The organism is Larsenimonas suaedae (assembly GCF_023712105.1).
Classification (GTDB): Bacteria; Pseudomonadota; Gammaproteobacteria; order Pseudomonadales; family Halomonadaceae; genus Larsenimonas; species Larsenimonas suaedae.
Map to the genome: position 1 here is coordinate 631184 of NZ_JAMLJI010000002.1, position 26698 is coordinate 657881.

Below are 26698 nucleotides of genomic sequence, written 5' to 3' on the forward strand. Positions count from 1 at the left end.
GCGGCCTCCTGGCCGCCTTTTTAATGCGCGTTGTTTCCGCCTGGTCAGTCCAGTTCGTTCAGCCGATCATAGGCACCACTGATCGTCTCGATCCGGGCGCGGCCGTCCTTCAGACGCGCGTGCAAAAGTGCGTTGGCCAACAGATTGATCAGACTCATCACCGGGGTGTAGCTGTCGAACGCGGAGACGCTGTCCAGCGGGCACTCGAGCCGCCAGGTGGAGGATACGTGGGACACCGCAAGGCTCGGGTCACCGATCAGAAGCGTTTCGACCTCCGCCGCACCGAGTTCCTTGAGCAGCGCCTGAAAGCCGTGCGCGCGCCGGCGAAAGCCCATCACGATGGCGACCGTGCCCGGACGCACATCGATCAGCTCCTCACCGAGCGACTGCCCGGGCTGCGGGGCCAGCCGCACGCCGGGGCGCACCTGCATCAACTGCTGACGCAGATGAAGCGCCGCCGGGTAGCCGTTGCGGTAGCCGATCACCAGCACCTCGGGGGCGCGGTCGAGCGCGGCAATCACCGCATCGAAGGTCTCGGCGTCAATGGCGGCCAGCATCTGATGGAGGTTGTCACGCTCGCGCTCGAAGTGGCGCTGAAACCGCTCCAGCCCACTGCCAAGCGCTCCGGAATCGGTCACCAGCGGCACGCCGTTGTAGCGAAGCGTGCGCATGTGCTCGCGTACTTCGCTGAAGCTTTCGAACCCGAGCCTTCGAAACAGCCGGCTGACGGTTGCCTTGGACACGCCGGAAAGGCTCGCAAGTTCGGACGCGCTGTAGACCGCGATGTCCTCGAAGTGATCGAGGATAAACCCCGCCACCTTCTGCTCGTTGGGCGTCAACTGCTCGAACTGAAGCCGAAGCCGCTCGCCGAGGTGCTGGGTCATCCGGCAAGCCTCGTGACCGCGGACGTCATCGCCTCGAGTGCATCGCTCACATCGCGGGCCTGAACGGATTCGTCCGGGTGGTGGCTGATGCCCTTGTAACAGCGCACGAACAGCATGCCGATGTCGCACACGTGGGCCATCGCCATACCATCATGGCCGGCACCGCTGGTCAGATGACGCACGGGGCCGTCGTCGGTGCCGATGGCCTCCGACAGCGACTCGATCAGGCGCGGAGCACAGGCCACCGCCGGCGCCGCGTGGGTTTCATGCCAGCGCCAGGCGAGACCGCGGGATTCACCGATGCGGCCACAGCTTTCCTGAATCGCCTCGAGCGTGCGGTCACGGTCCTCATCGCGCTCGGCGCGAATATCGAGGCTCATGCGTACCTCACCCGGGATGACGTTGACCGCGCCGGGGTAGGTCTCGAGCGAGCCGACCGTGGCCACGATGCCAGCAGCGCGGGCAAGTGTTTCGATGGCAACGATCGCCTCGGCCGCACCGGCAAGTGCGTCACGGCGAAGCTCCAGCGGCGTGGTGCCGGCGTGGCCGGCCTCACCGCCGATGGAGATCTGAAACCGTCGGGCGCCGGCAATCGCGGTGACCACCCCAAGCGAGCGACGCTCGGCTTCAAGCACCGGCCCCTGCTCGATGTGGGCTTCCAGATAGCCGGCAATGCTCTCGGGCGTCCGGGCGGCCTCACCGATGCGCGCGGGGTCAAGCCCGAAGTCGAAAAACGCCTGGCGAAGCGTGAGCCCGTCGCGGCCGATGATGTCCCACCAGGCCGGGTCCCAGGTGCCGGCAACCGCGCGGCTGCCAAGAAGCGCCGTGCCAAAGCGGGTGCCTTCTTCATCGGCGAACGCCACGACCTCGACCGACCGCGCCGGCCGCTCGCAGGAGGCGTTCAAACGTGCGACCACGGCGATGGCGAGCAGCACGCCAAGCGGGCCGTCGAAGTGCCCTGCGTTGATGACGCTGTCGGAGTGCGAGCCGAGCACCAGCGCCGGCAGCGCCGGATCGCGCCCTTCAAATCGCCCCCACTGGTTGCCGGCGGCGTCCTGCCAGGTCGTCATCCCGGCCTCAACCATCCACTCGGCCAAAAGCGCATTGGCGCGGGCGTGCTCAGGCGTCAGATAACAGCGCGTGAGCTGCCCGGTGTCTGATGAAATGGCGGCAAGCTCATGGCAGGCCGCAACAATGGCCTCACCGTTATGCATGGGTACGCTCCGGGTTCTGCTGGTAGAACTCACGCGCCGCGCCGGCACCGCTGCCGGCGGTCATGTTGACCCCGGCCTGACGCAGCACCTGTTCGAGGGCGGCGAGCGTGGTCATGACGGTATCGCGGCGGGCGTTGTAGCCCATGGTGCCGATGCGCCAGATTTTCCCGTGCAGCGGGCCAAAGGAGGTGCCGATCTCGATGGCGTAGTCCTCAAGCAGGGTGCGCCGGAGCACTTCCCCTTCCACGCCGTCAGGGATGTAGATGCCGACCACATTGTTCATTCGGTGCGCCTGATCGCCAAAGAGCGCAAGCCCCATGGCCTTGAGGCCTTCGGTCAGTGCGCCGCCGTGGAGTGCGTGCCGGGCCACGGCCTGCTCCATGCCTTCATTGACCAGAAGCCGGGCGCATTCGCGAGCACCGTAGAGCATGCTGGTGGCTTCGGTGTGGTGGTTGAGCCGCGCCTCGCCCCAGTAATCGAGGATCATGCCGAGATCGAAATAGTTGGAGCGAATACGCTCGCCCCGGCCGCCGTCATAGCCATTGCCGACCAGACCGGCTTCAACGTGTGCACGCGCCCGAATGCACTCTACCGCCCGCGGCGAAAGCGTGGTCGGGGCGCTGCCGGAGGGGCCTGCCAGGCACTTTTGAAGGCCGGCAGTGACGGCGTCGAGCTGCCAGGCGTCGGTGTCCAGGGTATTGCCGGCCAATGATGCGGTGGCGTCGGTGTAGAACAGCACGTCATGGTCGCGGCAGATCTGGCCGATGGCCTCGAGCGGCTGACACATGGTGGTGGAGGTATCGCCCTGCACCATCGCCAGCACTTTCGGGCGCACGTCACGAAGCGCGGTCTCGACCTGCTCCGGCGTGAAGACTTCGCCCCATTCGACCTCGATGATGTGCACCTCGGCCCCGGCGCGCTCGGCAATTTCGCGAAGAAGATGACCGAAGCGGCCGAACACCGGCACCAGCACCCGGTCGCCCGGCTCGATCAGTGAGACCAGCACGGCCTCGATGCCGGCGCGCGAGGTGCCGTCGATCAGGAGCGTGGCGTCGTTTTGCGTGCGAAAGACCTCACGGTAGAGCGCCTGGGTCTCGTTCATGCAGGCGGTCATCGCGGGGTCGTACTGTCCGATCAGCTGCGCGGACATCGCGCGCAGCACGCGTGGGTCGGCGTTGATCGGGCCAGGGCCCATCAGAAGACGTGTAGGGGGATTGAAGGACTCATGGGACATGACGAACGACCTCGTTACGATTGTTTCATTAACATCCTACAAGAAACTATAGTTTCATTGCGAGTCATGATCGATCGATTTTTCAAGGCCCGTTGCCGGGGTGCCATCGTGCATCAGCCACGCCGACTCAAGGGGCGTGGCTGATAAAGCGCGCGTCACCTGGGGCGCGCGACGCGTTACTCGGTCAACGCCCGATCAAAGGCCGGGTAGAAGGTCTCGGGGGCCTGAGTCTGCGGGAGATGGCCAAGCCCCTCGAGCGGAATCAGCGTCGCATCAGGGATGGCCTCGGCGGCCTGCCGGCCGAGGGTGGGATAGTCACCGAGCGTCTTTTTAACCGCCTCCGGGGCGAAGTTCTTGCCGACGGCGGTGGTATCGGCCTGACCGATGATCAGCGTGGTCGGCACCTCGATGCGTGGCAGCTCATCCACCACCGGCTGGGTCATCAGCATGTCGTAGGTTTTTGCCGAGGCCCAGGCCACCGAATCGCGATCCGGCCCCTTGTACATGCCGGCCTGCAACCGCGCCTGGGTCGCGAACGCGTCGTTCCACTGCCCGCCAAAGTAGTTTTTCTTCTGGTAGGCCTTGATGCGCTCGAAGTCGGTCTTTTGGGTGAAGTCGTACCACGTATCGAGCGGCTGATAGGGCACGCCCTTGGCCGTCCAGTCTTCCAGCCCGATCGGGTTGATCAGGATCATGCGCTCGAGGGTATCCGGGTACATCAGGGCGTAGCGCATCGAGAGCATGCCGCCCATGGAGTGGCCAACCAGCGTCACATCATCGACGTCGAGCGTTTCAAGCAGCGCATGGGTGTTGTGGGCGAGTTGCGCCAGGCTGTACTGATAGCCCTCGGGCTTGCTCGACTTGCAAAACCCGATCTGGTCCGGGGCGATCACACGGTAGCCTTGATCGGTCAGGTGCTCGATCACGGGCGCCCAGTAGCTTGCGCAGAAGTTCTTGCCGTGCAGCAGCAGCGCCACCTTGCCGGAGGGCGATTCGGGGCTTACGTCCATATAGGCCATCTCGACCGGCGTGCGCTGGCTTTCAAAGTCGAACGTCTTGGCCGGATAGGGGTAGGCGTACTCGGATAGATCACCGCTTCGAGCGGGAATCGACTCATCGGCGGCAAGCGTCATCGGCGAGAACAGCGCGGTCAGGGCCAGAGGGCCAGCCCATTTAAGGGGAGAGCGGGAAGCGAACACGACGAACCTCCAAGGCGTTGAACGAAGCGTTCAGTGTGGTTCAGCGGCATCCCCCGAGCCACGGCGGGGCTGAAGCCGAGCTTACAGCGGCGCGGGACCTGGCGTGCGGTCGGTCGGTCGGTCGGTCGGTCGGTCGGTCGGTCGGTCGGTCGGTCGGTCGGTCGGTCGGTCGGAAAGAACGTGTCGTGCGCACCGGCTCAAGGCGCAAGTCTCAAAAGCCATTGGCGTGTGGCGCGCGCGGCGTCCACGTCCGAAACGATCCCCAGATGAGAGGCACCTTCAACGATGCCCAGGGTCATGTTCGGCGACAGCGGCCTGATGACGCCCTCGAACCGGTCGGCAAACAGTGCCTCATCGTTTGAGCCCACAAGAAGCAACAGGGGCACCGTCATCGCCTTGAGGCCCGCCTTGAAATCGGTGGGGTTGAGTCCGGCCATCATGCGAAAGGAATAGGACAGTGTCTCCGAGCCGTCACGGTAGGCCGCCGGCATGGTGAACTCGAGCACTCGGGCACTGTTAAAGGCCGTGATACCGAACCGGTTGAGCACTACCAGAGGCAGTATCTTGAAAAGGTTCGGCCTGGCCCAGCCTCCCGAGTGTTTACGTGTGGTCGGGGCGTCGTGGCCCAGATAGGGGGCAAGCAAGAGATACCCGTCGACTGGCGTCGTGTCCTGCCGTTCAGCAAGGCGCACCACCAGCCCGGCGCCGGATGAATGGCCACCCAGTACCACACGCTCGATGCGCTCTTCGCGTGCTCGAATATGGGCAATCAGATCCAGGAGATCATCGCCCGGCTGTTCGATGTAGTCGACATCGCCGCGACGATAAGGCGCCGGGCCATGCCCTCGAAGGTCCGGCGTGTAAACGGCCGCCCTGCCAGAGGAGGCGATAGACCGGGCAAACGGCGCCAGATACCGGCTTTCGGTGCCAGACCCATGAACAAGAACCAGCACGGTCCGCGAGGCACTCGGGTAGTACCGATACCCCAGGGAACGACCGTCGCGCGCCTTGTAATGCTCAAGGTCAGGCAGTTCGGACGCACTGACCCGATCGCGCGACAGCGCCTCGAAGTTCAATCCGGTGTCATCCGCCATTAGAGTCATCGGCCAAGGTACTCGAGCAACGATAGCGCTGATCAGAAAACATACAGCCAGTAGACGCATCCCATCAGCCTGCGCTCTCACATCATGAATGTGATAAGTCTCGTAAGCATTCAGGATAGCCGTAGAAGCGCCCTACGCGCTCTCCCCCGACGATCAATCAACACGATTCAGAAAAGCGTCGCTCCCTCGATGTGATGAGAAGAGCATCGAGGCAGGAGGTCATGGCACTCTGATCAGCCATGACCTCCCCCGGCGAATGAAGGCACTGGTGATGCACCGCCAGCGCGCCGGTGAATAACACACGAGTCGTCGCAATGACCACTATGCTTGAAGCGCCTGCCCGGCCGGGCAGAACACACCATCCTCGGGAGTGGCATGACCATGACAGAACAGGGCGGCGATCTCTGGCAGCATCGACTGAGCGATTTTCGCGATACCGTGGCCCGGGAGCCGATGCCGGGCTGCGGCGCCACGGCAGTGGTCAGCGCCGATCTGGGCCTGGCGCTGGTGCTCAAGGGGCTTAATCTAAGCCAGCAGCACGGCACCAGTGCGCCGCGCCAGGCGCTGATCGAGGAGGGAGAGTCGCTCAAGACGCGTCTCGCGCCATTGGCCGATGAGGACATTGCCGCCTTTGAAGCCTTCATGGCCGCCGTGGGACGTGACGAAAACGATGACGGGCGCCGGGACGCCCTCCACGAGGCGGCCGAAAACGCCGTCGAGGTGCCATTGAAAACCGCGCGACTGTGTGACGCGGCACTGGCGCTGGCGCATCAGGCCAGCGATCACATCGAGGCGCAGTTTCTAAGTGACGCCGTGGCCGGTGCCCGGCTGATTCACGCTGCGCTGCACAGCGTGCTGCTCAACGTGAGCGCCAATGCCGGACAGCTCGGAAGCGATACCAAACGTGACCGGGCGCTGTACGCCCGCAATGGCTTGGCCCATCGCGCCGACGCACTGCTTGCAACCATCACGGCAGATGCGTCGGACTAAGCCAGATACCTCGGGCTAAGCCTGCTCAGCCCATGGCCCAGGCACGGTTCGCAGGTCACTTGGAAAGCGCCGCGACCTCAGAGTGGCGAAAGCAGTCGTGAACGTGATCGTTGATCATGCCCACCGCCTGCATCCAGGCGTAGACGATAACAGGGCCTGCGAACTTGAAACCGCGCGCCTTGAGCGCTTTTGAGAGCCGGCGTGAGGTTTCGGTCTCGGCAGGGATCGGGGTCTGCCCGGCCTGCACCGGCTGACCCTGAACGAACTGCCATACAAACGGGCCGAACGGCTCGCCGTTGTCTTCCATCGCAAGATACGCCCGGGCGTTATGGATGACCGCCTCGATCTTGACCCGTGAACGGACGATGCCTGAATCCTTGAGCAGGCGCTCGACATCTTCATCCGTAAACGCCGCCACGCGCCTTGGCTCGAACCCCTCGAACGCCGCCTGAAACGCGGCGCGCTTGTGGAGAATGGTCCGCCAGGAAAGGCCCGCCTGAAAGCCGTCAAGCATCAGCTTTTCCCACAGCGCCCGACTGTCGAACACCGGCACGCCCCACTCGGTGTCGTGGTAGTCGATCATCTTCGGGTCGGTGCCGGGCCAACGGCAGCGCGGGCAGGGGTCAGTCGTCATGATGGGCTCCTTGGATCGCGGGCAAATGTAAAAATGCGCTGCTCGGCACAGCGGCATGCCGCGTGGCACGGCATGATGTAACGGTCGATTACCTAACGCGGCATTTAATTACAGAGAGCGTACAGCAATGTTTATCAAACTTATTTCTACCCTGGTGGTTACTGTAGCGGTCGTGGCTGGCGGCGCTGCCTATGCAGGCGGCGGCTGGGGCAACGATCACGGCCAAGGCTGGGGATTCGGATTCGATAAGCACCCTCATGATCGTGGTGTTCATGGTGGGTGGGGTCATGGTGGTGACTCCTGCTGAACGCCTTGATGTAAATTGCCTTTGACGCCCGCCCTGCGCGGGCGTTTTTTATGCCTGTCTGGCCTGCCTCTCTTCCGTTTTCCCCGTCTCTCTATTTTCTACGTCGCTTCCGCGCTCCGTGTATACAACCCCGCGCTCCTTGTTTCGACACGCACCGATGCGCTTGCAGTCACATGCCACGACGAGGCTTGCTGTCTCGGAAACGCATGAAAATCATCACCGCACTGGGTTTTGCAGTCATCATGACCACAAGCAGCGCGGCCTACGCCGGCGGCGATCAATGGTGGGAAGGCTGGTTCAGCGGGGGCAGCGGCGGCGGTTCCTGGTTCAGCGAGCTGTTCGGCGGTGACGATATCAAAAGCGACAGCAACATGTGCTGACCCCTGGCGTACGCCTCAAAAGCTCGCCTGGCGCGGGCTTTTTTTTAGCCATGCGAATCACTTAGCCAATTACTTAATCAAGACTTAAAGTTACGCATTGGTCGTTTTGCAATGACGCGCGCATAAGATTAGGTTGGTTCACACAACACCAACACAAATCGGCCCCCGCGTTCGACCCACCTGTTCGGATGCACATGCAGTTCGGGGCTACTTACCTGAGGGATCCTCATGTTGAAACGTCACTCCATGAAGGCGCTGTTCTCCGCGGCCACCTTCGCGCTCGGTACGCTCGCGCTCACTTCCGCACCGGCCCAGGCCGCCGACAAGTTCATGACCATCGGTACCGGTGGCCAGACCGGCGTGTACTACGTGGTCGGACAGTCGATCTGTCGTTTCGTCAACCAGGGCGACAGCGGTTACAAATGTAACGCGCCGTCTACCGGCGCTTCCGTCGCCAACGTCAACGGCATCGAAAACGGCGACCTGGACATGGGCGTGGCCCAGTCCGACGTTCAATACAACGCCTACAATGGCGAAGCCCAGTTCAAGGGTGAGGCCCATCAGGATCTACGAAGCGTATTCGCCCTGCATGGCGAGCCGGCGACACTGGTCGCCCGCGCCGATTCCGGCATCGATAGCCTCGATGACCTGAAAGGCAAACGCGTCAACATCGGCAACCCGGGGTCGGGTAACCGCGCCACCATGGACATGATCATGGAAGCCAAGGGCTGGAAACGAAGCGATTTCGCCCTCGCCTCCGAGCTCGACAGCGCCGAACAGGCCTCCGCTCTTGCCGACAACAACATCGATGCCTTCCTGTTCGTTGCCGGTCATCCGAACGGCTCCATTCAGGAAGCAGCGACCACCACCGACGTCAAGCTGGTGCCGATGGACGATTCAGCCATCAAGAAACTGGTTGAAGAGCATCCCTACTACAGCTTCTATACCGTGCCCGGCGGCATGTACAAGGGTAACCCGGAGGACGTGACTGTCTTCGGTGTGGGCGCAACGCTTGTAAGCTCGTCCAAGGTCGATGCCGATACCGTTTACGCCGCGACCAAGGCCGTGTTCGAAAACTTCGATCGCTTCAAGAAACTGCACCCGGCCTTTGCCAACCTCGACGAAAAAACCATGATCAGCGAAGGGCTTTCCGCACCGCTGCATGAGGGCGCCAAGCGCTACTATCAGGAAAAGGGTTGGTCAACCGAAGACTGATCAGGTAACGCCACTCGAGTACGCTCATGACGCCCCCGGCCCGCCGGGGGCGTTGCGTTGCTGCCCGGCACACGCCGTGCGGTTCTAGTAAGGAAAGCGCCCATGACACACCCAGACACCCATTCAGACGACGCCGCCGAACGCGCACGTCAGATGGCCGCCAGCGCAGACACTGGCGGTCGCCAGCTTACCGGCTGGCCCATGAAACTGATTTTGCTGCTCGCCTTCTGCTGGTCGGCCTTTCAGCTCTGGATTGCCTCGCCCTTGCCGTACATGCTTGGTTTCGGCGTGTTCGGCGCGACCGAAGCCCGCTCGATCCACCTCGCGTTTGCGCTTGTGCTCGCGTTTCTGTCCTATCCGGCGCTCAAGCGCTCGCCGAAGGAGCGCGTTCCGCTGCCGGACTGGGCCATGGCGCTGGTGGCCGCGTTCGCGGCGATGTATCTCTATATTTTCTACGATCAACTGGCAACGCGCCCCGGAAACCCGATCACTCAGGACGTCGTGGTGGGCATCGCGGGGCTTGTGCTCCTGCTTGAGGGGACGCGCCGCGCGCTCGGGCCACCGCTGATGATCGTTGCCCTGGTGTTTCTGGGCTACTCACTGGCAGGCCCCTACATGCCGGGCATGCTGGCCCACCGAGGCGTCAGCTTCGAGGCACTGATCAATCACCAGTGGCTTACAAGTCAGGGCGTGTTCGGCATCGCGCTCGGCGTCTCAACAAGCTTCGTGTTCCTGTTCGTGCTGTTCGGCGCGTTGCTCGAAAAGGCCGGCGCGGGCAACTACTTCATCAAGGTCGCGTTCTCGATGCTCGGCCACTATCGCGGCGGCCCCGCGAAGGCGGCGGTCGTTGCCTCGGGGCTGACCGGCCTGATTTCCGGCTCCTCGATCGCCAACACCGTCACCACCGGCACCTTCACGATTCCGATGATGAAAAAGGTCGGCTTCAGTTCGGTCAAGGCCGGTGCGGTCGAGGTCGGCTCGTCCGTCAACGGCCAGATCATGCCGCCGGTCATGGGCGCGGCTGCCTTTTTGATGGTCGAGTACGTCGGTATTCCCTACGTCGACGTTATCAAGCATGCGTTTCTACCGGCGGTCATTTCCTACATTGCCCTGCTCTATATCGTCCATCTGGAAGCCATGAAAGCCGGCATGAGCGGGCTAAAAAGCGCCAATCCGCCCAAGCCCTGGGTTCAGAAGATCCTCGGTTTTCTGACAGGTCTCATCGGCATCATGGGGCTTTCGGTCGCGGTCTATTACGGCCTTGGCTGGCTCAAGCCGCTGCTGGGTTCCGCAACGCCCTGGGTCGTCGCGATTCTCCTGGCGCTCGTCTATGTGGGGCTTTTAAAACTTGGCTCGAACTATCCAGAGCTTGAGCACGACCACCCCGACAGCGACATCAGCGAACTGCCACAGACCAAACCCACCGTGATGGTCGGCCTGCACTTTCTGCTGCCGGTGGTGGTGCTGGTGTGGTGTCTGATGGTCGAGCGCCTGTCGCCGGGGCTGTCCGCGTTCTGGGCAACCGTCATGATGATTCTGATCATGGTGACCCAGCGCCCCATCGATGCCGTGTTCCGTGGGCGTGGCCAGCTCGGCCAGGCCGCCAGGGCCGGCGTACATGATGTCTGGATGGGCATGATCGACGGCGCACGCAACATGGTCGGTATCGGCATCGCGACCGCCACCGCCGGCATTATCGTCGGGGCGGTCTCGCAAACCGGCGTCGGGCTGGTACTGGCCGACCTGGTCGAACAGCTCTCGATGGGCAGCCTGATGCTGATGCTTCTGCTGACCGCCGTGCTGAGCCTGATTCTCGGCATGGGCCTTCCGACCACCGCCAACTACATCGTGGTGTCGGCGCTGCTGGCCCCGGTTATCGTGCAGCTCGGTCAGCAACAGGGGCTTTTGGTCCCGCTGATCGCGGTTCACCTGTTCGTGTTCTATTTCGGCATCATGGCCGATGTGACACCGCCAGTGGGGCTGGCCTCATTTGCCGCCGCCGCCATTTCAGGGGCGGACCCGATCAAGACCGGGTTCCAGGCCTTCTGGTACAGCCTTCGCACAGCGGCGCTGCCGTTTCTGTTCATCTTCAACACCGACCTGCTGCTGATCAATGTCGATCTGTGGCACGGCATTTTGATCTTCGTGGTGGCAACGCTTGCCATGCTGATCTTTGCCGCCGCCACCCAAGGCTGGTTCGTGACCAAGAGCCGCTGGTACGAAACGGTGCTGCTGCTTTTGGTCGCGTTCACGCTGTTCCGCCCGGGCTACTGGCAGGACATGATCGTCTCGCCCTGGAACGACCTGCCACCGGCTCAGCTTGGCCAGGCGCTTGAGCGCGCCGATGCCGGAGAAAGTGTGCGTGTCGCCATTGATGGGCTCGATGACTACGGCAACGCCACGCACTTCGTGGTCGAGGTACCGCCGGTGGACGGGGAGACCGCGCAGGACAAGCTCGATAACCTCGGCCTGATGCTGCGCGAGGCCGACGGCAAGACCATGGTCGACATGGTCACCTGGGGGAGCGAGGCCAAGGAACTGGGCTTCGATCTGGATCAGACCATCACCGCCGTTCGACTGCCGGCTGACCGCTTCGCCAAGGAGTGGCTGTGGGCACCGGCGATGATCGTGCTCGCCTTGATCGTGCTGCTTCAGCGTGGCCGGAGGCGCAAGACCTCGGAGCCCGCGGCAGCCTGATTGCTGCTTGCTCGGCCCCGTGACGACCGGGAGGCTGCGCTCACCGCGCAGCCTCCCGGCTTTTTTATGCAGGCAGCGCCCCGGATTATACTTTGGTCTTATAGTTTGCGTTAATCATTAGCATGCTAAACACCAATTAGAAATACGTTAGCAACCTAAGTAAATTACTCCTCAGACGAACACGATCACCGCCTCTGAAGGAGACACCCATGAAACTACGTCACACTCTCGCCGCCCTGACCGCCGCTGTTGCCCTTGCTCCGCTGGCCGCCAATGCAAGTGTTTTGACCGAGACTTCCAAGGACATCTACAGCGAACCGCTGGCTGCACCCACCAGTACGGTCACGCATATCGATCAGCCAGTGGATTCCCACGGCGGCAGTGTCAGCATGGCGCAGGCCCGCAGCTACATGAATGCCCACGCCCAAAAGACCCACTTTGACGGTCAAGGCAGCGACGTGCCGAACGTCGGTCATCGCGCCGATTGGTAAGCTCTTGATCGACCGATAAGCTCTTTATCGATCGATAAGTTCTACAACGATTGGCAAGCCTGCGCTTGATTGATGAGCACCACAGCTGCCCGCAGAACGCCCCGGATCTTCCGGGGCTTTTTTTTGTCTGTACCGAAGTCGTGCGGTCAGCGTCCACCATTGACAGAACGTTCCATATAACGAACACTACCGCGTTCGTCCCATATATGGAACAGACTGAATGAACACAACCGACACAGTCGCCCTCGGCACCTGGTTGAGTGAGCTTCGAGGCAAAAAGGGGTATTCGTTGTCGGGGCTTGCAGAGGCTGCCGGTCTTGCCAAGTCCAATCTATCGCGCATCGAGCGCGGCCAGGCCAACCCAACGCTTGATACGCTCTGGCGGCTTGCGCGCGCACTGGACCTGCCGTTCGGCACGCTGGTGGCGCCTGTAATCGGAACACTGAGCGAGCAGGGTATCGAAGTGCAACTGATCGCTCAGAACACCACCGATGCCCCGATGGATCTTTACCTGATGCGCCTGCCGGCCGGCGCCATCCGAACGTCCGAACCGCACCCGGTGGGCACGCGAGAGCGGGTTACCGTAATCAATGGTGCACTGGTAACCGGGCCGCTCGACGCACCGGTCTCGCTTGCGGCCGGTGGCACCCACGCCTTCGATGCCGGTCAGGCCCATCACTATCGAGCGCTGGCCGAAAGCGAGGCGCTGGTCGAGATTCACTACGTATCAAGGGCTTCGACATGACAGCGCCCACCTCTCATCCACTCACGCGTGGGCTGACGCAGGCCACACCGATCATTGCAGGCTATGTTCCGGTCGCGATCGCCTTTGGCGTGATTGCAGGCCAGGCGGGGCTCTCGCCCTGGCTTGCCGCCACAATCTCGGTACTGGTGTACTCGGGCGCCGCGCAGTTTTTGATGATCGGCTTGATCGGCAGCGGTGCATCGCCCTGGTTCGCCGCCTTGCTGGCGCTGTCGGTCAATCTGCGCCACTTGGTCTATGGCCCGGCCATTGCCCATTACCTGCCGAAAAGCCCCTGGCTGATCGGGCTTGGGCACCTTTTGACCGATGAGGCCTTTGCGCTGGCAAGCGCCCGACTCGGGCAACACCCCCCGGCCGATCGCCTTGGCTGGCTTGCGGGTGCCTTGATCACGGCGTGGGCAAGCTGGGTCGGCGGCACGCTGATCGGTGCTCTCGGCGGCCACTGGCTGACTCAGAAGCTGCCCATGATCGGGGAGATTCTGCCCTTTGCACTGCCGGCACTGTTCGTAACGCTTCTGCTGCCGCGCATGCAGAGCATCCCGTGGCGTCTGGCAGTGGTCGCAAGTGTCGTGGCCGGCGCCGTATTTGCACTCATGGGCTGGCCCAACGCCGGCATCGTACTGGCGGCGCTGGTCGGGGCAGCGATGTTCATTTTGTGTGATTGGAAGGGGGCGGCATGACGACACCGACGCTTCTGGGCGCCATCGTGGTCACGGCGCTCGGCACCTGGGCCATGCGCGCGTTGCCACTTCTGTGGATGCAGCGACGCCGCGACTCAAGCGCCGACCCAACGGGCGCCACGCCGCCGATTTGGCTGGTTCGGCTGGGGCCACTGTTGATCGCGGGGCTTCTTGGCACGTCATTGGTGCCCACGTCCCTCGACGCCGCACACCTGGTGCCTGTCGCCCTGGGGCTTGCTGCCACTATCGTGTGCTGGGCCTGGGTGCGCGGGCTGGGCTGGCCCATCATGGCAGGCGTGGCCGCGTTCGCACTCACCCATGTTGTGATGATGAGCTGATCCGCCGGGCACCGGGTCAGGTGTCGTCATAGTAGCGCCAGGTGTTTCGGCCCGCGCGTTTGGCGGCGTACATCGCCTTGTCCGCCAGCTGGAGCGCGCGGCTGCCGTCATGAGCATCGCGGCCAAGGACGGCGATGCCGATACTGACTCCCATGTAGACGTGGGTGTTTTCGATCGTGAGCACCGGCGTTTCACACGCCTTGCGCAGCGAGATCAGCATGGCATCCAGCGCGTCGCGGTGGGTGCGGCTTGAAAGCAGCATCACGAACTCATCGCCACCAAGGCGGGCCAGATAATCCCCGGCGTCCAGCAATCGATGAAGGCGCCCGGCCATCTCGATCAACGCCTCATCGCCAACGTGATGGCCGTAGGTGTCGTTGATCTGTTTAAAGTGGTCGAAGTCGATCAGAAGGATCGCCCTGTCCGAGCCACTGCCACTTGCCGCGCTTAACTCACGCTCAAAGCCGAGCCGGTTCCCGTAGCCGGTGAGAGGGTCGGTGGTGGCCAGTTCCTCGGCCTGCTCGGCGGCGCGTTTTCGCGCGGTGATGTCGTGCACCACCCCTTGCAGGTGATCCTCCTTGAGCCAGCTGAGACTGACCGCGATCCAGCGCTCTTGCGCGCCCCGGGCCGACAGGCACAGCTCAAGCTGGGTTCGCGGATTCGAACTTCCCGACGCTGGAACGGCAAGCCCCCGAACGCGCTCGGAAAGCACCGGTACCTGCTGGCCCCGGTCGATGCTTTCAAGTTCAAAAAGACGTTGAAAGGCGGCGTTGGCCGACACCAGCCGCCCCTGATGATCGATCTCGAAAATGCCGGCCTCGACGTTATCGAACAACAGGCTGTAGCGACGCTCCTCCATGGCGTGAAGCTGTCGAAGGCGGCGCTCTTCGGTGAGGCTTTGCATCAACCGATCGATCATGGCGTTGACGCTGAGCACGAGTCGCCCGATCTCGTCGTGGTGGTTGCCTCGGGGCACATCCAGCTTCTGTCCGGTTTCGGCCTCGAGCTCACCCAGCTTTCGAGACAACCCCGCGATCGGGCGGGTCACGAACTTGACCGTCACCAGAATCACGCAGAGGCCGATGCCCAACAGCTGCAGCACCAGCGCAGCACTCAGAAACCGGGACGCATCGGCGACCAGATGGTCGATCTGGGCCTGGTCGGGCACCATGAAAATACGACAGATCGACTTGGATGCGTCGAAGGGCGATTTTATATCGCGGCTGACCGCCGTATCGGCCCCCTGCCCTCCGGCCCCCCCGGCTGCGAGTACCGTGGTGTCCGAGGCAATAATACGCACGTCCATGACGATGCGGTTTCCAAGAAGCCCTTCCACGACCTCCTGGGCCAGCTGGGTGTCATTGATGAAACAGGCAATCTGGGTGGCGCGCTCGACGGTCGACATCAACTCCTCGAGGCGCTGCCCCTGGCGCTTCGCCTCATCCCGGCTTTGTATACCAAGCGCTGCACCAAGAAAGAGCACGCCCAACACGCCAACCACGCCGACCACGGTAATGGTCGCCCGGGCGGTAATGCGTGTACGCAGCACCCGAAGCAGTGTCCGAAACGGCGTCATGAACGGCCCCCGAACTCATACACCACGCGAACACGCGGATCGACTCGGCTCTTGTCCAGATACCCGAGCACGCCCGGATTGTGGGAGATCAGCTCGATCGTTTCATCAAAGCCGTCGCTCTTGCGTGGCGGCGAGCCACGCCCTGAAAACACCAGGCGCGCCCACCAGGCGTTGATGTCGGCAAGCTCGCGGTTGACCAGCGCCTTGTAGAAAGACGCTCGAAGCGGCATGTAATCCACCGGCACGACCGGCTCTCCGCCCGGCAGGGTGGATAGCCGGCCCATGAAGATGTTGACCACGTCATCGTAGGTCAGTGACTGAACCTGGCTGTCGTTACTGACCACCACCACCAGATTGGCGCTGGCAATTGCAGGCGTGAGCGTCAATAACAGGGCCATCAACAGCGTGCGTAACCACCTCATGAGCGCTCCTAGAACACAATGTCCAGTCCAAGGCCGAGCATGACGCGTTCCTGCCGGCTGTAATCGTCACCGCGCCCTCGCCAGAACGGCGCGGCCCCATCGACCGTCACGTGATCGACCTGCAGTTTGAGCGCGGCGTTGGTCGCGACGTCAAAGCGCGTACCGACACCGATCGTACGCTGCCAGAAATTATTGCCACTAAGATCCTGTTCCGGGTTGGCGTCGGTGTAGGAGACCACCACATAGGGCATGAACCGCTCGATGCGATAGCCGGCCGAGACCAGACCGCTGTCGATGTGCCCTCCCTTACCGGCAAGACTGGTTCGGTTGACCATCGCATTGATCTGCCAGCGCGCCGGCGTCCAGTCGAGCGCCAGTGAGACAAATTCGATATCGGAAATGCCGTACAGGTCAGAAAAATCAACGCCTTGTTGTAAGAGCGTACGCAGTTCCTGGAGCGAGAATTTATTGGGGTTGCTGTAGTGGTAGTCAGGGTCCATGTGAAGCCGGGTATAGCCCAGACGCATGAACCAGTCCTGCGTGCGGTAATCCAGATGGCCACCGCCTGCACGCCCGCGCTCGATGCGCGCTGAGGTATCGTCGGTGAAGTAGAGCTTCTCGCTGCCGCCTCGGCCCGCGAACGCGGTCGCGCTCAGCACACCGCGACCGACCGGGTGTCGGTAGGTCACATCCGCCCCTTCGATAAAGGGCAGTTGCAGCAGACCGAAGACCTCGACCGGCGGTCGAATCCAGGGGTAGCTGTAGCCAACAAAGCGGGTTTCAGAAAAGGCGTAGGCGTCCCAGCCAATCCGGCCCAGACGGATATCCAGATCATGGCGCGGCGTGTACTTCAAGAACGCAAGCATCACCTCGGGGCTGAAATCACCGCTGCCGTGGTAGCGGCTGAGCCCCTGTACCGTGGCATTGACGTCATCTGTCAGTGTGTAGTCGAGCTGAAGCCCCAGAAGGCTATCGGAGCGGAGGCTTACGGGATTATCCCCGCCCTTGGGCTGATCGACAGTTCGCACCGGATCGCCCTTGCCGCCGACGCTGTGAAGCGCGGCGATGGTTGCAAACCCGCGCACGCGCACGTGGTCCTCGGCGATCAGATCATGGGCCATCGCCCCTGCTGACACTGCCCATAAAAGACCCGACACCACGAGGATCACATACGATCGCATAGCATTGCCCGTTTTTTGGAATAAGACAGGCGCTGACCGAAATCGCACCTGTACGTTTGAAATGTCGGCCCGGGCGCCGCGTTCTTGATATCAAGCGGTCAATAAGCGCTTTCACGACGAGCGTCTACGCTTGAGAAAGCACTGAGATAAGGAGCATCACGTGGCACCGAATACGGTCTATCGTCAGCCGCATGGACGCGGCTTCACCTACAAAACCGCACAAGGCAAGACCTTCACCGACACGAAATGGCGCGGATGGATCAAGCGGCTCGCCATTCCTCCCGCCTGGCGAGAGGTCGAAATTACCCTCGACGAGCACGCCAAGGTGTTGGCCTCCGGACGCGACAGCGCAGGCCGCAAGCAGTACGTCTACAACCCCGAGTGGCGTGAGCAGCAAGAGGCGCACAAGTTCGACCGCATGATCCGCTTTGCCGAGCGGCTCGAGCCCATGCGCCGCACGACCGGGCAGCACCTGATTCTTGAAGGCATGCCGCGGGAAAAGGTGCTTGCCTGCATGGTCCGTCTGATCGACGCCGCCTACTTTCGTCCTGGCAGCGAACGCTATCGCGATGAAAACGAGAGCTATGGCCTGACCACCATGCGCTCGAAGCACCTGACCATCGAAGGCGACGAGCTGATCTTCGATTACAAGGGCAAAAGCGGCCAGCAGCAGCACCGCGTGGTCGAGGATGAGCGGCTCTCGCAGGTGGTCAGTGAGCTCGATGACATTCCAGGCTACGAAATCTTCAAGTACTACAGCGATGACGGTCAGAAGGTTCGCGTCGACAGCCAGGACCTCAACGACTACATCCACGATGTGATGGGCGATGAATTCAGCGCCAAGGACTTCCGAACCTGGGCGGGAACGTCACTTGCGGCGCTGGCGCTGGATGAGCTCGGCATCGGGGATGATGAAAATGCCAGTCAGAAAAACGTGGTGGAAGCGGTCAAGCGGGTGGCCGAGCGGCTTGGCAACACGCCGAGCATTGCACGGGCAAGCTACATCGACCCACGCATTCTCGAGAGCTACCTCGACGGACGTACGCTCAGCCATTTCAGGCAGCTGGTCGAAGTCGAACTCGAGCAGGACGCCCTGACCGGCCCCGATGAGCGCGCCGTGCTCGAAATGCTCAAAAGCCGAGTCACACGCGAGGCCAGTACATCCTGAGCCCTGGCCGGTGGAAACGCGTCACCGGCCAAGGCATCATGACCCACTGATTTTCATTTCTGACCAAGGAGCCCTGCCCATGCGTGCGTTGATTGCGACGTCGTTGCTCGCGTTGATTCTGACCGGCTGTCAGACGCTTTCCGAAAGCGGCATCCTGCCGGATGGCGATGACCAGGCGGCCGGAAGCGGCGCCAATCAGGTCAAGCGAACCGTCGCCTTCTCGCCCGAGGAATACGCCCAGCTCGAAAAGAGCGGTACCGCCACGCTCAAGGGGCAGCTTTTCTACCAAAACGAGGGGCTCAAGGTCATCGGGCGCGACCAGCGCGTCTCGCTGGCCCCGGCCACGCGGTATTCCGCCGAGGCCGCCGACGCAGCCCTTGCCGGCAAACGCATCGAACCGGCAGACCCTCGAGCACGGGCCTATACCCACACCGCCACTACCGACGATGACGGCCACTTCACATTCACCGGCCTGCCCTCCGGTGTGTTCTATGTTGGGGGTGTGGTGCGTCTGCCCGATGGCAGCGCGAGCCCGTACATCCTCAAGCAGGTGCGGCTGGGTGACGGCCAGACCCGAACCATCGAACTGACGCGTTAACTCTGCGCACGGCCTGCTTGCGGTGCTCTGTCGCAAGCAGGCCGTGCGTGCCAAAACGTTCTCTATACTGAAAGAGCAGGTGACTGTCTCCCACCCCCTACCCTGCAAGGAGGACGTCATGTATCGCTCACTGCTCGTACCCCTCGACGGTTCAAATCACGCCGTTCATGCCTTGAAGCTTGCCTCACGCATGATCGACGAACACGCCGATCTTTACGTCATCACCATTCCCGAAGTGCCCCAGGCCACCGACCAGCTCGGCATCAGCGTCGGCGCCGCACCGCTTGACTACACCTATGAATCAGCCAAGGAACTGGCCGATACCATCATCCGTGAAAGTATTGAAAAGGCGGCGCTCGGCGACCGTAAGGTCCACGCGATCGTCCGCGACGGCCCGCCGGTCGCGGTCATCCTCAATGAAGCGCGCGAGCGTAACGTCGACGGCATCGTCATGGGCAGTCGTGGGCTCTCCGATTTGAAGGGGCTGGTGGTCGGCAGTGTCTCTCACAAGATCAGCCATCTGGCGCCGTGCCCGGTCATCACCGTCCACCTGCCCGATGAGCGGGCGTGAAGGCACGCTTTTAAAGCATCAGCATCGACGGGCCGAGCATTCGAGCCCGTCGACGCCGCTCAGCCGTGCACCAGCGACGACAAGGGCGCCCACAGCAGCCAAAAAAGCATCAGCAGAAGCAAGATTGCCATGAGCCGATTGAACCAGCCCGCCCATCTCGGATGTGACATCAGGGCGCTGCCAAGCCGCGCCCAGAGAAGCACACAGCTCAGGCAGACCCCCATATAAATCCCGCTCAATGAGAGCATCGAAAGGCCCTCAGTGCCCTCAGGGGTCGAGAACAGCGCAACCAGTGACATCGCCACCGCCCACGCCTTGGGATTGAGCCATTGGGTGAGGGCGCCCTCACGCAGAGACGGGGCATGAGTGTCAGCCGCCCCCGAGCGCGGGTCGGCCCGTAGAAGCTGGAGGGCAAGCCAGAGCACGTAGACACAGGCAGCGCCCATCATCACCGCCTGAATCCACGGCCAGTGAAGCACAAGGGCCGACAGCCCCAGATATGCCGCCCAGAGAAGCGCGACAAAGCCACCCGCCGCGCCGAGGGCGTACCCGGTAACCGCACGCCAGCCCACACGACTGCCGGCCATGGCCGCCACCAGATTCACCGGCCCCGGGGCCCCTGAGGCCACGAACGCCATACCCAGCACCTCGCTCCATCCCTGCGCCATTATCGCGCTCCCCTGTTCGATCAAGACGTGCCTAGGATCGCCTGAGCGCACCGCGCCTGGATTGTAGGAAATAAACCGAACCCGGAAATGAACAGGTCGTGGCGTTGGCGTTCGAGCGCGGGGCGCTCAATGCCTGATGTAGTGGCCCGGGGTGACGCCGAGCACGTGGCGAAAGGTTCGAATGAAGTGCGGTTGATCGTGGAAGCCAAGCCGCACCGCCACATCCGCTGCGGACGCGCGCCCGCCCAGTAACGACCTGGCATGTTCAATGCGACGCTGAAGCCAATAGGCGTAGGGCGTAAGGCCGTATTCGCGGCGAAACGTGCGAAGAAGCGCGTTGGGGTGCATATCAAAGCGTTCGGCAAGGCCTGAGAGCGACACCGTTACCGGCTCGCCGTCCACGAGTCGCCGGGCCTCATCCTGGAGATGGGCGCGCACGCGCTGGGCAGTCGTGACGTCTCGCATCGACGAGGGCAACCGCGCACCGCCATGCACGACAAAGGCCTGGCTCAACACATCGATCAGCTCGGCCTGAAACGCCAACTGCCAGCCCGAATGGCCTGCGTGACAGACACGGGTGAGAAGCCGGGTAAGACCGCGCTCGATCTGACCGCCTGGGTCGCAGGCATTCAACGCCCGAAAGCCGGTCACACCACGGTGACCGAGCTGCTCACCGAGCGCGGTTTCAGAGATGTAAAGCATGGTGTAACGCAGCCGCTCGCTCAGGGCGTAGCCGTTGTGGGGCTCGTCCGGATTCATCAGCGACAGCGTCTGCCGCGCCAGGGCGTGGCGCGCCCCGCGGCAGTGATAGCCGCCCACGCCGGCATGGATGGCACCGAGCGCGAAGGCATCGTGGCTGTGCCGGCCGAAGGGCTCGCCGCTGAAATCCGCCGCCAGCAGCTCGATGCCCGGCAGACCCTCGATGGCGTGCAGGCGATTTCGAACGCGCGCCTCAGTCATGCGTCACTGCCCTCGCCGCTCCAATACCAACTGGGGATCGATCCGGGTCGAGAACCAGCTCATGCCCCAGTGCAGGTGAGGGCCCGTGGCGCGACCGGTCGAGCCGACCCGGCCGATGATCTGGCCCTGCTCGACGTGATCGCCGACAGCGACGTTCAACCGGGACAGATGCAGGAAGTTGGAACTGATGCCGAAGCCATGATCGAGCAGCACGGTGCCGCCGGTCAGATAGAGGTTGGGGTCGGCGAAGGTAATGACACCACTGGCCGGGGCCTTGATCGGCGTCCCCTCGGGCGCTGCAATGTCCATGCCCGAATGCGGTGCGCCGGGGGTGCCGTTGTAGATGCGCTGACGCCCAAATCGCCCACTGATGCGCCCCTCGACCGGCTGAATAAACCGTTCGGTAAAGCCGATACGGTCATCGTTTCGCGTGCGCGCTGCGCTGACGCGCTGCTGCTCACGGGCAATGCGCTCGGAAAGTTCCTTCGGCGGCGAGACAGTCTTTGCCGGTACACCATCAACCCTTGAAATCGGCCAGTCTCGCGGCGTCACCCCGACACTTGCGTGCGTTACCGTGCCATCCGGCCGTGTAATCTCGATCTGCTCGGGCGCGGATGCGTCGCGGCCCACGCCGAACACTACCGTACCGTAATCGGTCACGTGTACCTGACGCCCGGCAATGTGAACACGGCTGTCGGGGGGCACCTTGCCGATCACCATCGCCCCTTGCGGTACAGCCTCTGGAAAGACGATGTCCGCGGCGGCCACCGAGGGCGAGCGCCCAAACATCAGCGCGGTAAGTGCCAAGAGCGCTACGATCAGCAAAGGCCGGCGTGATAGGGTCATGTATCTTGTCCTCATGGTCTTGTTACAAAAACTGCTGTTAAACGTGGCGAGCGCGTTATAATCCTCGCCAACCGCCGAGGCGTCGCGCAGCGCGCGTCTTCTCGCCTCGCTTTCGAATCACGGCGCCTGGCGCCGCAGTCGTCACGGATACCCTTATGGATACCCCGACCCATTACATCATGACGGTCGCCTGCCCGGCGGCCTCCGGCATTGTTGCCGCCGTCACCTCGTTTCTGAGTACCCATGAGTGCTACATCAGCGAGCTGGCCCAGTTCGACGACGAAGCCATCGGCCGCTTCTTCCTTCGCGCGCGCTTTCGATTCAATAACGACGCCAAGGGCGATCCTGCCGAAAACGTCGAACGAATGCAGCAGGAGTTTAATCAGGTCGCAAGCGACTTCTCGATGGAATGGCAGATCCATGACGCGGCCAAGCCGCCCAAGGTCATGATCATGGTCAGCAAGTTCGACCACTGCCTGACCGATCTGCTTTATCGCCATCGCAAGGGCGAACTGCCGATGGAAATCACCGCCATCGTCTCCAACCACCTCGACCTGCGTCCGATGGCCGAACGTGAAGGCATTCGCTTCGTGTACAAGCCGATCACGCCGGACACCAAGGCCCAGCGCGAACAGGAGCTTTTCGAGCTGATCGAGGATACCGGCACCGAGCTGGTCGTGTTGGCTCGCTACATGCAAATTCTCTCAGATGACATGTGCCGCAAGCTCGAAGGCCGTGCGATCAACATCCATCACTCGTTTTTGCCGGGCTTCAAGGGCGCACGCCCCTACCATCAGGCGTTCGAGCGTGGCGTGAAGCTGATCGGTGCCACCGCCCACTTCGTGACCGCCGATCTGGACGAAGGCCCGATCATCGAGCAGGAAGTGCAGCGGGTCGATCACACCTACCGCGCCCAGGAGCTGGCCTCGGTCGGCCGGGCCACGGAAACCGTGGCGCTGTCGCGCGCCGTGCGTTATTTCCTCGAGCATCGGATCTTTCTGGCCGACAACAAGACGGTCATCTTTCACTGACCTGTCCGCTTGTCATCCCGCCATGAAACATTCGATCATGAAAACACTCGACCATGAAAAAAGGCGCCCAAAGGGGCGCCTTTTTTTGGACGTCGCGGCCTGGCCGCGACGTGTATGGCACTGCACTCAGGCGATGGTTTCGCCGGCCAGCATGAACCAGGTTTCCAGTACCGCATCCGGGTTCAGCGAGACGGAGTCGATGCCCTCGTCCATCAGCCACTTGGCGAATTCCGGGTGGTCCGACGGGCCCTGACCGCAGATGCCGACGTACTTGCCCTGTGCCTTACAGGCCTGAATCGCCATCGACAGCAGTTTCTTGACCGCAGGATCACGCTCATCGAAGTGCTGGGCGATGATGCCGGAGTCACGGTCGAGACCGAGCGTGAGCTGAGTCATGTCGTTGGAGCCGATGGAGAAGCCATCAAAGTGCTCCAGGAACTCGTCGGCACGCAGTGCGTTGGTCGGCAGCTCGCACATCATGATGACCTTGAGCCCGTTCTCGCCGCGCTTGAGGCCATTGGCCTCCATCAGCTCGACCACACCACGGCCTTCTTCGGGGGTGCGAACGAACGGCACCATCACCTGGATGTTGTCGAGGCCCATCTCGTCGCGCACGCGCTTGAGCGCCTTGCACTCGAGCTCGAAGCACGACCGGAAGTCATCGGACAGATAGCGTGAAGCGCCCCGGAAACCAAGCATCGGGTTTTCTTCGCTCGGCTCGTAGAGCTTACCGCCGATCAGGTTTTCGTACTCGTTGGACTTGAAGTCCGACAGCCGCACGATGACCCGTTTCGGGTAGAACGAGGCCGCAAGCGTCGAGATGCCCTCGGCGAGCTTGTCGACGTAGAAGCTGACCGGGTCGTCGTAGCCGGCGGTGCGCAGGTCGATAACCTGACGCAGATCGTCGGACAGCGTGTCGTAGTCCATCAGTGCGCGCGGGTGCACACCGATCATGCGGTTGATGATGAACTCGAGTCGCGCCAGACCGACGCCTTCGTTGGGCAGGCCAGAGAAGGCGAACGCGCGGTCGGGGTTACCCACGTTCATCATGATCTTGAACGGAATTTCCGGCATCTGATCGACGCTGGTCGAGCGGTTTTCAAACTCCAAAAGCCCCGCGTAGACGTGGCCGGTATCGCCTTCGGCGCAGGACACGGTGACTTTGTCGCCGTCCTTGAGAAGCTCTGTGGCATCGCCACAACCGACCACGGCCGGGATGCCCAGCTCACGAGCGATGATTGCCGCGTGACAGGTACGCCCGCCCCGATTGGTGACGATCGCCGAGGCGCGCTTCATGATCGGTTCCCAGTCCGGGTCGGTCATGTCAGTGACCAGCACATCGCCGGATTCGACCTTGTGCATGTCCTCCGGTGACTCGACCAGACGCGCACGGCCCTGGCCGATGCGCTGACCGATGGCGCGGCCGTCGACCAGCAGTGGGCCGGTTTCCTTCAGTGTGAAGCGCTCGAGCGTGCCGGCTTCCTGGTTCGAGACCACGGTTTCCGGACGCGCCTGCACGATGTAGAGGTGATTGTCATCGCCATCACGGGCCCACTCGATGTCCATCGGGCGGCCGTAGTGGTTCTCGATGGTCACGGCCTGACGCGCAAGCTCCATCACTTCATCATCGCTCAGGCAAAAGCGCTGACGGTCTTCTTCAGCGACATCGACCGTTTCAACCGAGCGGCCGGCAGAGGCGGTGTCGGTGTAGACCATCTTGATGCGCTTGGAGCCGAGCGTACGACGCAGAACCGCCGGGCGGTTCGCGGCAAGCGTCTGCTTGTGCACGTAGAACTCATCGGGGTTGACCGCGCCCTGCACCACGGTTTCACCCAGACCCCAGGCGCCGGTCACGAATACCGCATCGCGGTAGCCGGATTCGGTGTCGAGGGTGAACATGACGCCGCTGGCCGCGGTTTCAGAGCGCACCATCTTCTGGACGCCTGCGGAAAGCGCAACGTTTTCGTGCGGGTAGCCGCGGTGCACGCGGTAGGAAATCGCACGGTCGTTGAACAGGGACGCAAACACTTCATGCACGGCGCGTTTGACGTTGTCGAACCCGTCGATGTTCAGGAAGGTTTCCTGTTGGCCTGCAAAGGAGGCGTCCGGCAGGTCCTCGGCGGTGGCGGAGGAACGCACGGCGACCTTGAGATTGGGGTAGCGCGCCTGGAGCGTCTGGTAGGCATCGGCGAGTGCGGCCTCGAACGCAGGCGGCAGCGGCGTGTCGATCACCCACTGGCGAACCTTTTCACCGACACGAGCGAGCATCTCGGTATCGTCGACATCGAGTTCGTCGAGCTCGGCATTGATGCGATCGTTCAGGCCTTCGTGCTTCAAGAATTCACGATAGGCATGCGAGGTGGTGGCAAAGCCGCCCGGCACGGTCACGCCGGCATCTGCCAGGTTCGAGATCATCTCGCCGAGCGAGGCGTTCTTGCCGCCAACGCGATCGACATCATCCATGCCAAGTTGATCGAAAGTGATGATGAACGCTTCCAAGGTTCTCTCCTGATAGTCGTTTCGACACGCAATTTGCGCCAAACAGTGGGGCCAGAAGCTAACAGGCGGACTCCGGCTTCGCCAGATATTTTAAGGCGTACACGCTGGAGTTTTTTTACAACATGTGCCGGCCTGACTCGGACGCGTCTGTAGCGGTTGCCGAGCGTACGCTCTCGGTCAACAATGACGGATCGACCCACACGGACGTACCTCATGACGCGCACCGCCTTTTTCATTTCAGACGGCACCGGCATCACCGCCGAGACACTTGGCCGTAGTCTGTTGTCCCAGTTCGAAAATATCGAGTTCAACCAGATCACCAAGCCCTACATCGACACGCTGGAAAAGGCGCATGCGCTGGTGGAACTGATCGAATCGACCGCCGAGCGCGACGGCGTTCAACCAATCGTGATCGACACCATCGTCGATCAAACGGTGCGCAATATCGTCGCCAAGGCCAACGCCTTTCAGATCGATATCTTCTCGACCTTTCTGGCCCCGCTCGAGGACGAACTGGAAACGCACTCGACCTATACCGTCGGCCGCACCCACGCCATCGGTCAGGACGACGTCTATATGCACCGGATCGAGGCCGTCAATTTCGCGCTCGATAACGACGACGGTGCACGCACCTATCAATACGAGGAAGCCGACATCATCCTGGTCGGCGTCTCACGGTGCGGCAAGACACCCACCTCGCTTTATCTGGCCCTTCAGTTCGGCATTCGCGCGGCCAATTACCCGTTGACCGACGACGACCTCGACGACAATGGCAGCCTGTCGCTGCCGGCCTCGCTGATGAAGCATCGCCACAAGCTGTTCGGACTGACGATCGACATTCGCCGGCTGACCGCGATTCGCACCGAACGCCGTCCCGACAGCCGCTACTGCTCGATGGATCAGTGCATGCGCGAAGTCGAGCAGGCCGAGGCACTCTATCGCCGTCACGGCATCCCGTTCATCGACACCACGCGCTTCTCGATCGAGGAAATCTCGACGCGCATGATGAACGAGACCGGCCTGCAGCGCCGGTTCAGCCCGCGTTGAGC

27 protein-coding genes are annotated in these 26698 nt (G+C 62.3%); 14 read left to right on the forward strand and 13 right to left on the reverse strand.

Going from position 1 to position 26698, the window contains the following annotated elements:
• Window positions 1–44 precede the first annotated feature (44 nt).
• The 5 genes from NAT49_RS08760 to NAT49_RS08780 all read right to left on the reverse strand — a co-directional run bounded on the left by NAT49_RS08760 (window position 45) and on the right by NAT49_RS08780 (window position 5634).
• Window positions 45–884, reverse strand: a complete 840-nt coding sequence (locus NAT49_RS08760) for a MurR/RpiR family transcriptional regulator (protein WP_251593302.1) — start codon at window positions 882–884, stop codon at window positions 45–47.
• Window positions 881–2098, reverse strand: coding sequence for an allantoate amidohydrolase (locus NAT49_RS08765; protein WP_251593303.1), 1218 nt, complete (start codon window positions 2096–2098; stop codon window positions 881–883). The genes NAT49_RS08760 and NAT49_RS08765 overlap by 4 nt, the downstream gene beginning before the upstream one ends.
• The gene (locus tag NAT49_RS08770; RefSeq protein WP_251593304.1) at window positions 2091–3332 is read right to left on the reverse strand and encodes a pyridoxal-phosphate-dependent aminotransferase family protein; all 1242 of its coding nucleotides are present in this window, start codon (window positions 3330–3332) and stop codon (window positions 2091–2093) included. The genes NAT49_RS08765 and NAT49_RS08770 overlap by 8 nt, the downstream gene beginning before the upstream one ends.
• A gap of 176 nt (window positions 3333–3508) precedes the next feature.
• Window positions 3509–4531 carry an alpha/beta fold hydrolase gene (locus NAT49_RS08775; protein ID WP_251593305.1) on the reverse strand — a complete coding sequence of 341 codons (1023 nt, stop codon included), beginning with the start codon at window positions 4529–4531 and terminating at the stop codon, window positions 3509–3511.
• Window positions 4532–4728: 197 nt separating this feature from the next.
• On the reverse strand, window positions 4729–5634 hold the full coding sequence (locus NAT49_RS08780; RefSeq protein ID WP_251593306.1) for an alpha/beta hydrolase: 906 nt from the start codon (window positions 5632–5634) through the stop codon (window positions 4729–4731).
• Between the two features lie 375 nt (window positions 5635–6009).
• Between NAT49_RS08780 and NAT49_RS08785 the strand changes: the two genes are divergently transcribed.
• Window positions 6010–6624 carry a cyclodeaminase/cyclohydrolase family protein gene (locus NAT49_RS08785; RefSeq protein WP_251593310.1) on the forward strand — a complete coding sequence of 205 codons (615 nt, stop codon included), beginning with the start codon at window positions 6010–6012 and terminating at the stop codon, window positions 6622–6624.
• Window positions 6625–6679: 55 nt separating this feature from the next.
• On the opposite strand, the gene NAT49_RS08790 is transcribed toward NAT49_RS08785, so the two are convergent.
• A complete protein-coding gene (locus tag NAT49_RS08790; protein ID WP_251593311.1) occupies window positions 6680–7258 on the reverse strand; it encodes a DNA-3-methyladenine glycosylase I in 579 nt (192 codons plus the stop codon).
• A gap of 127 nt (window positions 7259–7385) precedes the next feature.
• Here NAT49_RS08790 and NAT49_RS08795 point away from each other — a divergent pair, with 127 nt between their 5' ends.
• From NAT49_RS08795 to NAT49_RS08830, 8 genes are all read left to right on the forward strand, one after another.
• The gene (locus NAT49_RS08795) at window positions 7386–7565 is read left to right on the forward strand and encodes a hypothetical protein (protein WP_251593312.1); all 180 of its coding nucleotides are present in this window, start codon (window positions 7386–7388) and stop codon (window positions 7563–7565) included.
• 206 nt (window positions 7566–7771) lie between these two features.
• Window positions 7772–7945, forward strand: coding sequence for a hypothetical protein (locus NAT49_RS08800; protein WP_251593313.1), 174 nt, complete (start codon window positions 7772–7774; stop codon window positions 7943–7945).
• 231 nt (window positions 7946–8176) lie between these two features.
• Complete coding sequence (locus NAT49_RS08805) at window positions 8177–9160, forward strand: TAXI family TRAP transporter solute-binding subunit (RefSeq protein WP_374708778.1); 984 nt, start codon at window positions 8177–8179, stop codon at window positions 9158–9160.
• 102 nt (window positions 9161–9262) lie between these two features.
• The gene (locus NAT49_RS08810; RefSeq protein WP_251593315.1) at window positions 9263–11857 is read left to right on the forward strand and encodes a TRAP transporter permease; all 2595 of its coding nucleotides are present in this window, start codon (window positions 9263–9265) and stop codon (window positions 11855–11857) included.
• 209 nt (window positions 11858–12066) lie between these two features.
• Window positions 12067–12348, forward strand: a complete 282-nt coding sequence (locus NAT49_RS08815) for a hypothetical protein (RefSeq protein ID WP_251593317.1) — start codon at window positions 12067–12069, stop codon at window positions 12346–12348.
• Between the two features lie 220 nt (window positions 12349–12568).
• On the forward strand, window positions 12569–13093 hold the full coding sequence (locus NAT49_RS08820) for a helix-turn-helix domain-containing protein (RefSeq protein WP_251593318.1): 525 nt from the start codon (window positions 12569–12571) through the stop codon (window positions 13091–13093).
• On the forward strand, window positions 13090–13791 hold the full coding sequence (locus tag NAT49_RS08825; protein ID WP_251593319.1) for an AzlC family ABC transporter permease: 702 nt from the start codon (window positions 13090–13092) through the stop codon (window positions 13789–13791). The genes NAT49_RS08820 and NAT49_RS08825 overlap by 4 nt, the downstream gene beginning before the upstream one ends.
• Window positions 13788–14129 carry an AzlD domain-containing protein gene (locus tag NAT49_RS08830; protein ID WP_251593320.1) on the forward strand — a complete coding sequence of 114 codons (342 nt, stop codon included), beginning with the start codon at window positions 13788–13790 and terminating at the stop codon, window positions 14127–14129. Before NAT49_RS08825 ends, NAT49_RS08830 begins: the two co-directional genes overlap by 4 nt.
• Window positions 14130–14145: 16 nt before the next feature.
• Here NAT49_RS08830 and NAT49_RS08835 read toward each other — a convergent pair whose 3' ends face one another.
• Genes NAT49_RS08835 through NAT49_RS08845 form a run of 3 tightly spaced genes read right to left on the reverse strand, consistent with a single transcriptional unit; the run spans window position 14146 to window position 17248 of the window.
• Complete coding sequence (locus NAT49_RS08835) at window positions 14146–15705, reverse strand: diguanylate cyclase (RefSeq protein WP_251593322.1); 1560 nt, start codon at window positions 15703–15705, stop codon at window positions 14146–14148.
• Complete coding sequence (locus NAT49_RS08840; protein WP_251593323.1) at window positions 15702–16127, reverse strand: hypothetical protein; 426 nt, start codon at window positions 16125–16127, stop codon at window positions 15702–15704. The genes NAT49_RS08835 and NAT49_RS08840 overlap by 4 nt, the downstream gene beginning before the upstream one ends.
• Before the next feature lie 8 nt (window positions 16128–16135).
• Complete coding sequence (locus tag NAT49_RS08845; RefSeq protein ID WP_251593324.1) at window positions 16136–17248, reverse strand: hypothetical protein; 1113 nt, start codon at window positions 17246–17248, stop codon at window positions 16136–16138.
• A 220-nt stretch (window positions 17249–17468) separates the two neighbouring features.
• Between NAT49_RS08845 and NAT49_RS08850 the strand changes: the two genes are divergently transcribed.
• The 3 genes from NAT49_RS08850 to NAT49_RS08860 all read left to right on the forward strand — a co-directional run bounded on the left by NAT49_RS08850 (window position 17469) and on the right by NAT49_RS08860 (window position 19645).
• Entirely contained in the window at window positions 17469–18476 is a 1008-nt protein-coding gene (locus NAT49_RS08850; protein ID WP_251593325.1) for a DNA topoisomerase IB, read from the forward strand.
• A gap of 79 nt (window positions 18477–18555) precedes the next feature.
• Complete coding sequence (locus NAT49_RS08855) at window positions 18556–19074, forward strand: carboxypeptidase-like regulatory domain-containing protein (RefSeq protein ID WP_251593327.1); 519 nt, start codon at window positions 18556–18558, stop codon at window positions 19072–19074.
• A 118-nt stretch (window positions 19075–19192) separates the two neighbouring features.
• Window positions 19193–19645 carry a universal stress protein gene (locus tag NAT49_RS08860; protein WP_251593328.1) on the forward strand — a complete coding sequence of 151 codons (453 nt, stop codon included), beginning with the start codon at window positions 19193–19195 and terminating at the stop codon, window positions 19643–19645.
• 59 nt (window positions 19646–19704) lie between these two features.
• Here the strand turns inward: NAT49_RS08860 and NAT49_RS08865 are convergent, their stop codons facing one another.
• The 3 genes from NAT49_RS08865 to NAT49_RS15010 form a co-directional block, all read right to left on the reverse strand.
• A complete protein-coding gene (locus tag NAT49_RS08865; protein ID WP_251593329.1) occupies window positions 19705–20313 on the reverse strand; it encodes a LysE family translocator in 609 nt (202 codons plus the stop codon).
• Window positions 20314–20439: 126 nt separating this feature from the next.
• Window positions 20440–21273: a helix-turn-helix transcriptional regulator gene (locus tag NAT49_RS08870; protein ID WP_251593330.1), complete on the reverse strand. Its 834-nt coding sequence runs from the start codon at window positions 21271–21273 to the stop codon at window positions 20440–20442.
• 3 nt (window positions 21274–21276) lie between these two features.
• Complete coding sequence (locus NAT49_RS15010) at window positions 21277–22119, reverse strand: M23 family metallopeptidase (RefSeq protein WP_285836066.1); 843 nt, start codon at window positions 22117–22119, stop codon at window positions 21277–21279.
• A 155-nt stretch (window positions 22120–22274) separates the two neighbouring features.
• Here NAT49_RS15010 and purU point away from each other — a divergent pair, with 155 nt between their 5' ends.
• Window positions 22275–23150 (forward strand): formyltetrahydrofolate deformylase, encoded by an 876-nt coding sequence (gene purU, locus NAT49_RS08880; protein WP_251593331.1) that lies wholly within the window; start codon window positions 22275–22277, stop codon window positions 23148–23150.
• A 126-nt stretch (window positions 23151–23276) separates the two neighbouring features.
• Here the strand turns inward: purU and ppsA are convergent, their stop codons facing one another.
• The gene (gene ppsA / locus NAT49_RS08885; RefSeq protein WP_251593332.1) at window positions 23277–25649 is read right to left on the reverse strand and encodes a phosphoenolpyruvate synthase; all 2373 of its coding nucleotides are present in this window, start codon (window positions 25647–25649) and stop codon (window positions 23277–23279) included.
• Window positions 25650–25862: 213 nt separating this feature from the next.
• Here ppsA and ppsR point away from each other — a divergent pair, with 213 nt between their 5' ends.
• Complete coding sequence (gene ppsR, locus NAT49_RS08890) at window positions 25863–26696, forward strand: posphoenolpyruvate synthetase regulatory kinase/phosphorylase PpsR (protein ID WP_251593333.1); 834 nt, start codon at window positions 25863–25865, stop codon at window positions 26694–26696.
• Window positions 26697–26698 lie beyond the last annotated feature (2 nt).

Excerpts from the sequence above, each read along its gene's own strand:
- NAT49_RS08855 (WP_251593327.1), top strand. The coding sequence starts at position 18,556 with ATGCGTGCGTTGATTGCGACGTCGTTGCTCGCGTTGATTCTGACCGGC.
- NAT49_RS08870 (WP_251593330.1), bottom strand. The coding sequence starts at position 21,273 with ATGACTGAGGCGCGCGTTCGAAATCGCCTGCACGCCATCGAGGGTCTG.
- NAT49_RS08835 (WP_251593322.1), bottom strand. The coding sequence starts at position 15,705 with ATGACGCCGTTTCGGACACTGCTTCGGGTGCTGCGTACACGCATTACC.
- NAT49_RS08815 (WP_251593317.1), top strand. The coding sequence starts at position 12,067 with ATGAAACTACGTCACACTCTCGCCGCCCTGACCGCCGCTGTTGCCCTT.
- NAT49_RS08845 (WP_251593324.1), bottom strand. The coding sequence starts at position 17,248 with ATGGCCCATGATCTGATCGCCGAGGACCACGTGCGCGTGCGCGGGTTT.
- purU (WP_251593331.1), top strand. The coding sequence starts at position 22,275 with ATGGATACCCCGACCCATTACATCATGACGGTCGCCTGCCCGGCGGCC.
- NAT49_RS08830 (WP_251593320.1), top strand. The coding sequence starts at position 13,788 with ATGACGACACCGACGCTTCTGGGCGCCATCGTGGTCACGGCGCTCGGC.
- NAT49_RS08790 (WP_251593311.1), bottom strand. The coding sequence starts at position 7,258 with ATGACGACTGACCCCTGCCCGCGCTGCCGTTGGCCCGGCACCGACCCG.
- NAT49_RS08765 (WP_251593303.1), bottom strand. The coding sequence starts at position 2,098 with ATGCATAACGGTGAGGCCATTGTTGCGGCCTGCCATGAGCTTGCCGCC.
- NAT49_RS08770 (WP_251593304.1), bottom strand. The coding sequence starts at position 3,332 with ATGTCCCATGAGTCCTTCAATCCCCCTACACGTCTTCTGATGGGCCCT.
- NAT49_RS15010 (WP_285836066.1), bottom strand. The coding sequence starts at position 22,119 with ATGACCCTATCACGCCGGCCTTTGCTGATCGTAGCGCTCTTGGCACTT.
- NAT49_RS08810 (WP_251593315.1), top strand. The coding sequence starts at position 9,263 with ATGACACACCCAGACACCCATTCAGACGACGCCGCCGAACGCGCACGT.
- NAT49_RS08865 (WP_251593329.1), bottom strand. The coding sequence starts at position 20,313 with ATGGCGCAGGGATGGAGCGAGGTGCTGGGTATGGCGTTCGTGGCCTCA.
- NAT49_RS08760 (WP_251593302.1), bottom strand. The coding sequence starts at position 884 with ATGACCCAGCACCTCGGCGAGCGGCTTCGGCTTCAGTTCGAGCAGTTG.
- NAT49_RS08840 (WP_251593323.1), bottom strand. The coding sequence starts at position 16,127 with ATGAGGTGGTTACGCACGCTGTTGATGGCCCTGTTATTGACGCTCACG.
- NAT49_RS08800 (WP_251593313.1), top strand. The coding sequence starts at position 7,772 with ATGAAAATCATCACCGCACTGGGTTTTGCAGTCATCATGACCACAAGC.
- NAT49_RS08825 (WP_251593319.1), top strand. The coding sequence starts at position 13,090 with ATGACAGCGCCCACCTCTCATCCACTCACGCGTGGGCTGACGCAGGCC.
- NAT49_RS08820 (WP_251593318.1), top strand. The coding sequence starts at position 12,569 with ATGAACACAACCGACACAGTCGCCCTCGGCACCTGGTTGAGTGAGCTT.
- ppsR (WP_251593333.1), top strand. The coding sequence starts at position 25,863 with ATGACGCGCACCGCCTTTTTCATTTCAGACGGCACCGGCATCACCGCC.
- NAT49_RS08785 (WP_251593310.1), top strand. The coding sequence starts at position 6,010 with ATGACCATGACAGAACAGGGCGGCGATCTCTGGCAGCATCGACTGAGC.
- NAT49_RS08780 (WP_251593306.1), bottom strand. The coding sequence starts at position 5,634 with ATGACTCTAATGGCGGATGACACCGGATTGAACTTCGAGGCGCTGTCG.
- NAT49_RS08860 (WP_251593328.1), top strand. The coding sequence starts at position 19,193 with ATGTATCGCTCACTGCTCGTACCCCTCGACGGTTCAAATCACGCCGTT.
- NAT49_RS08795 (WP_251593312.1), top strand. The coding sequence starts at position 7,386 with ATGTTTATCAAACTTATTTCTACCCTGGTGGTTACTGTAGCGGTCGTG.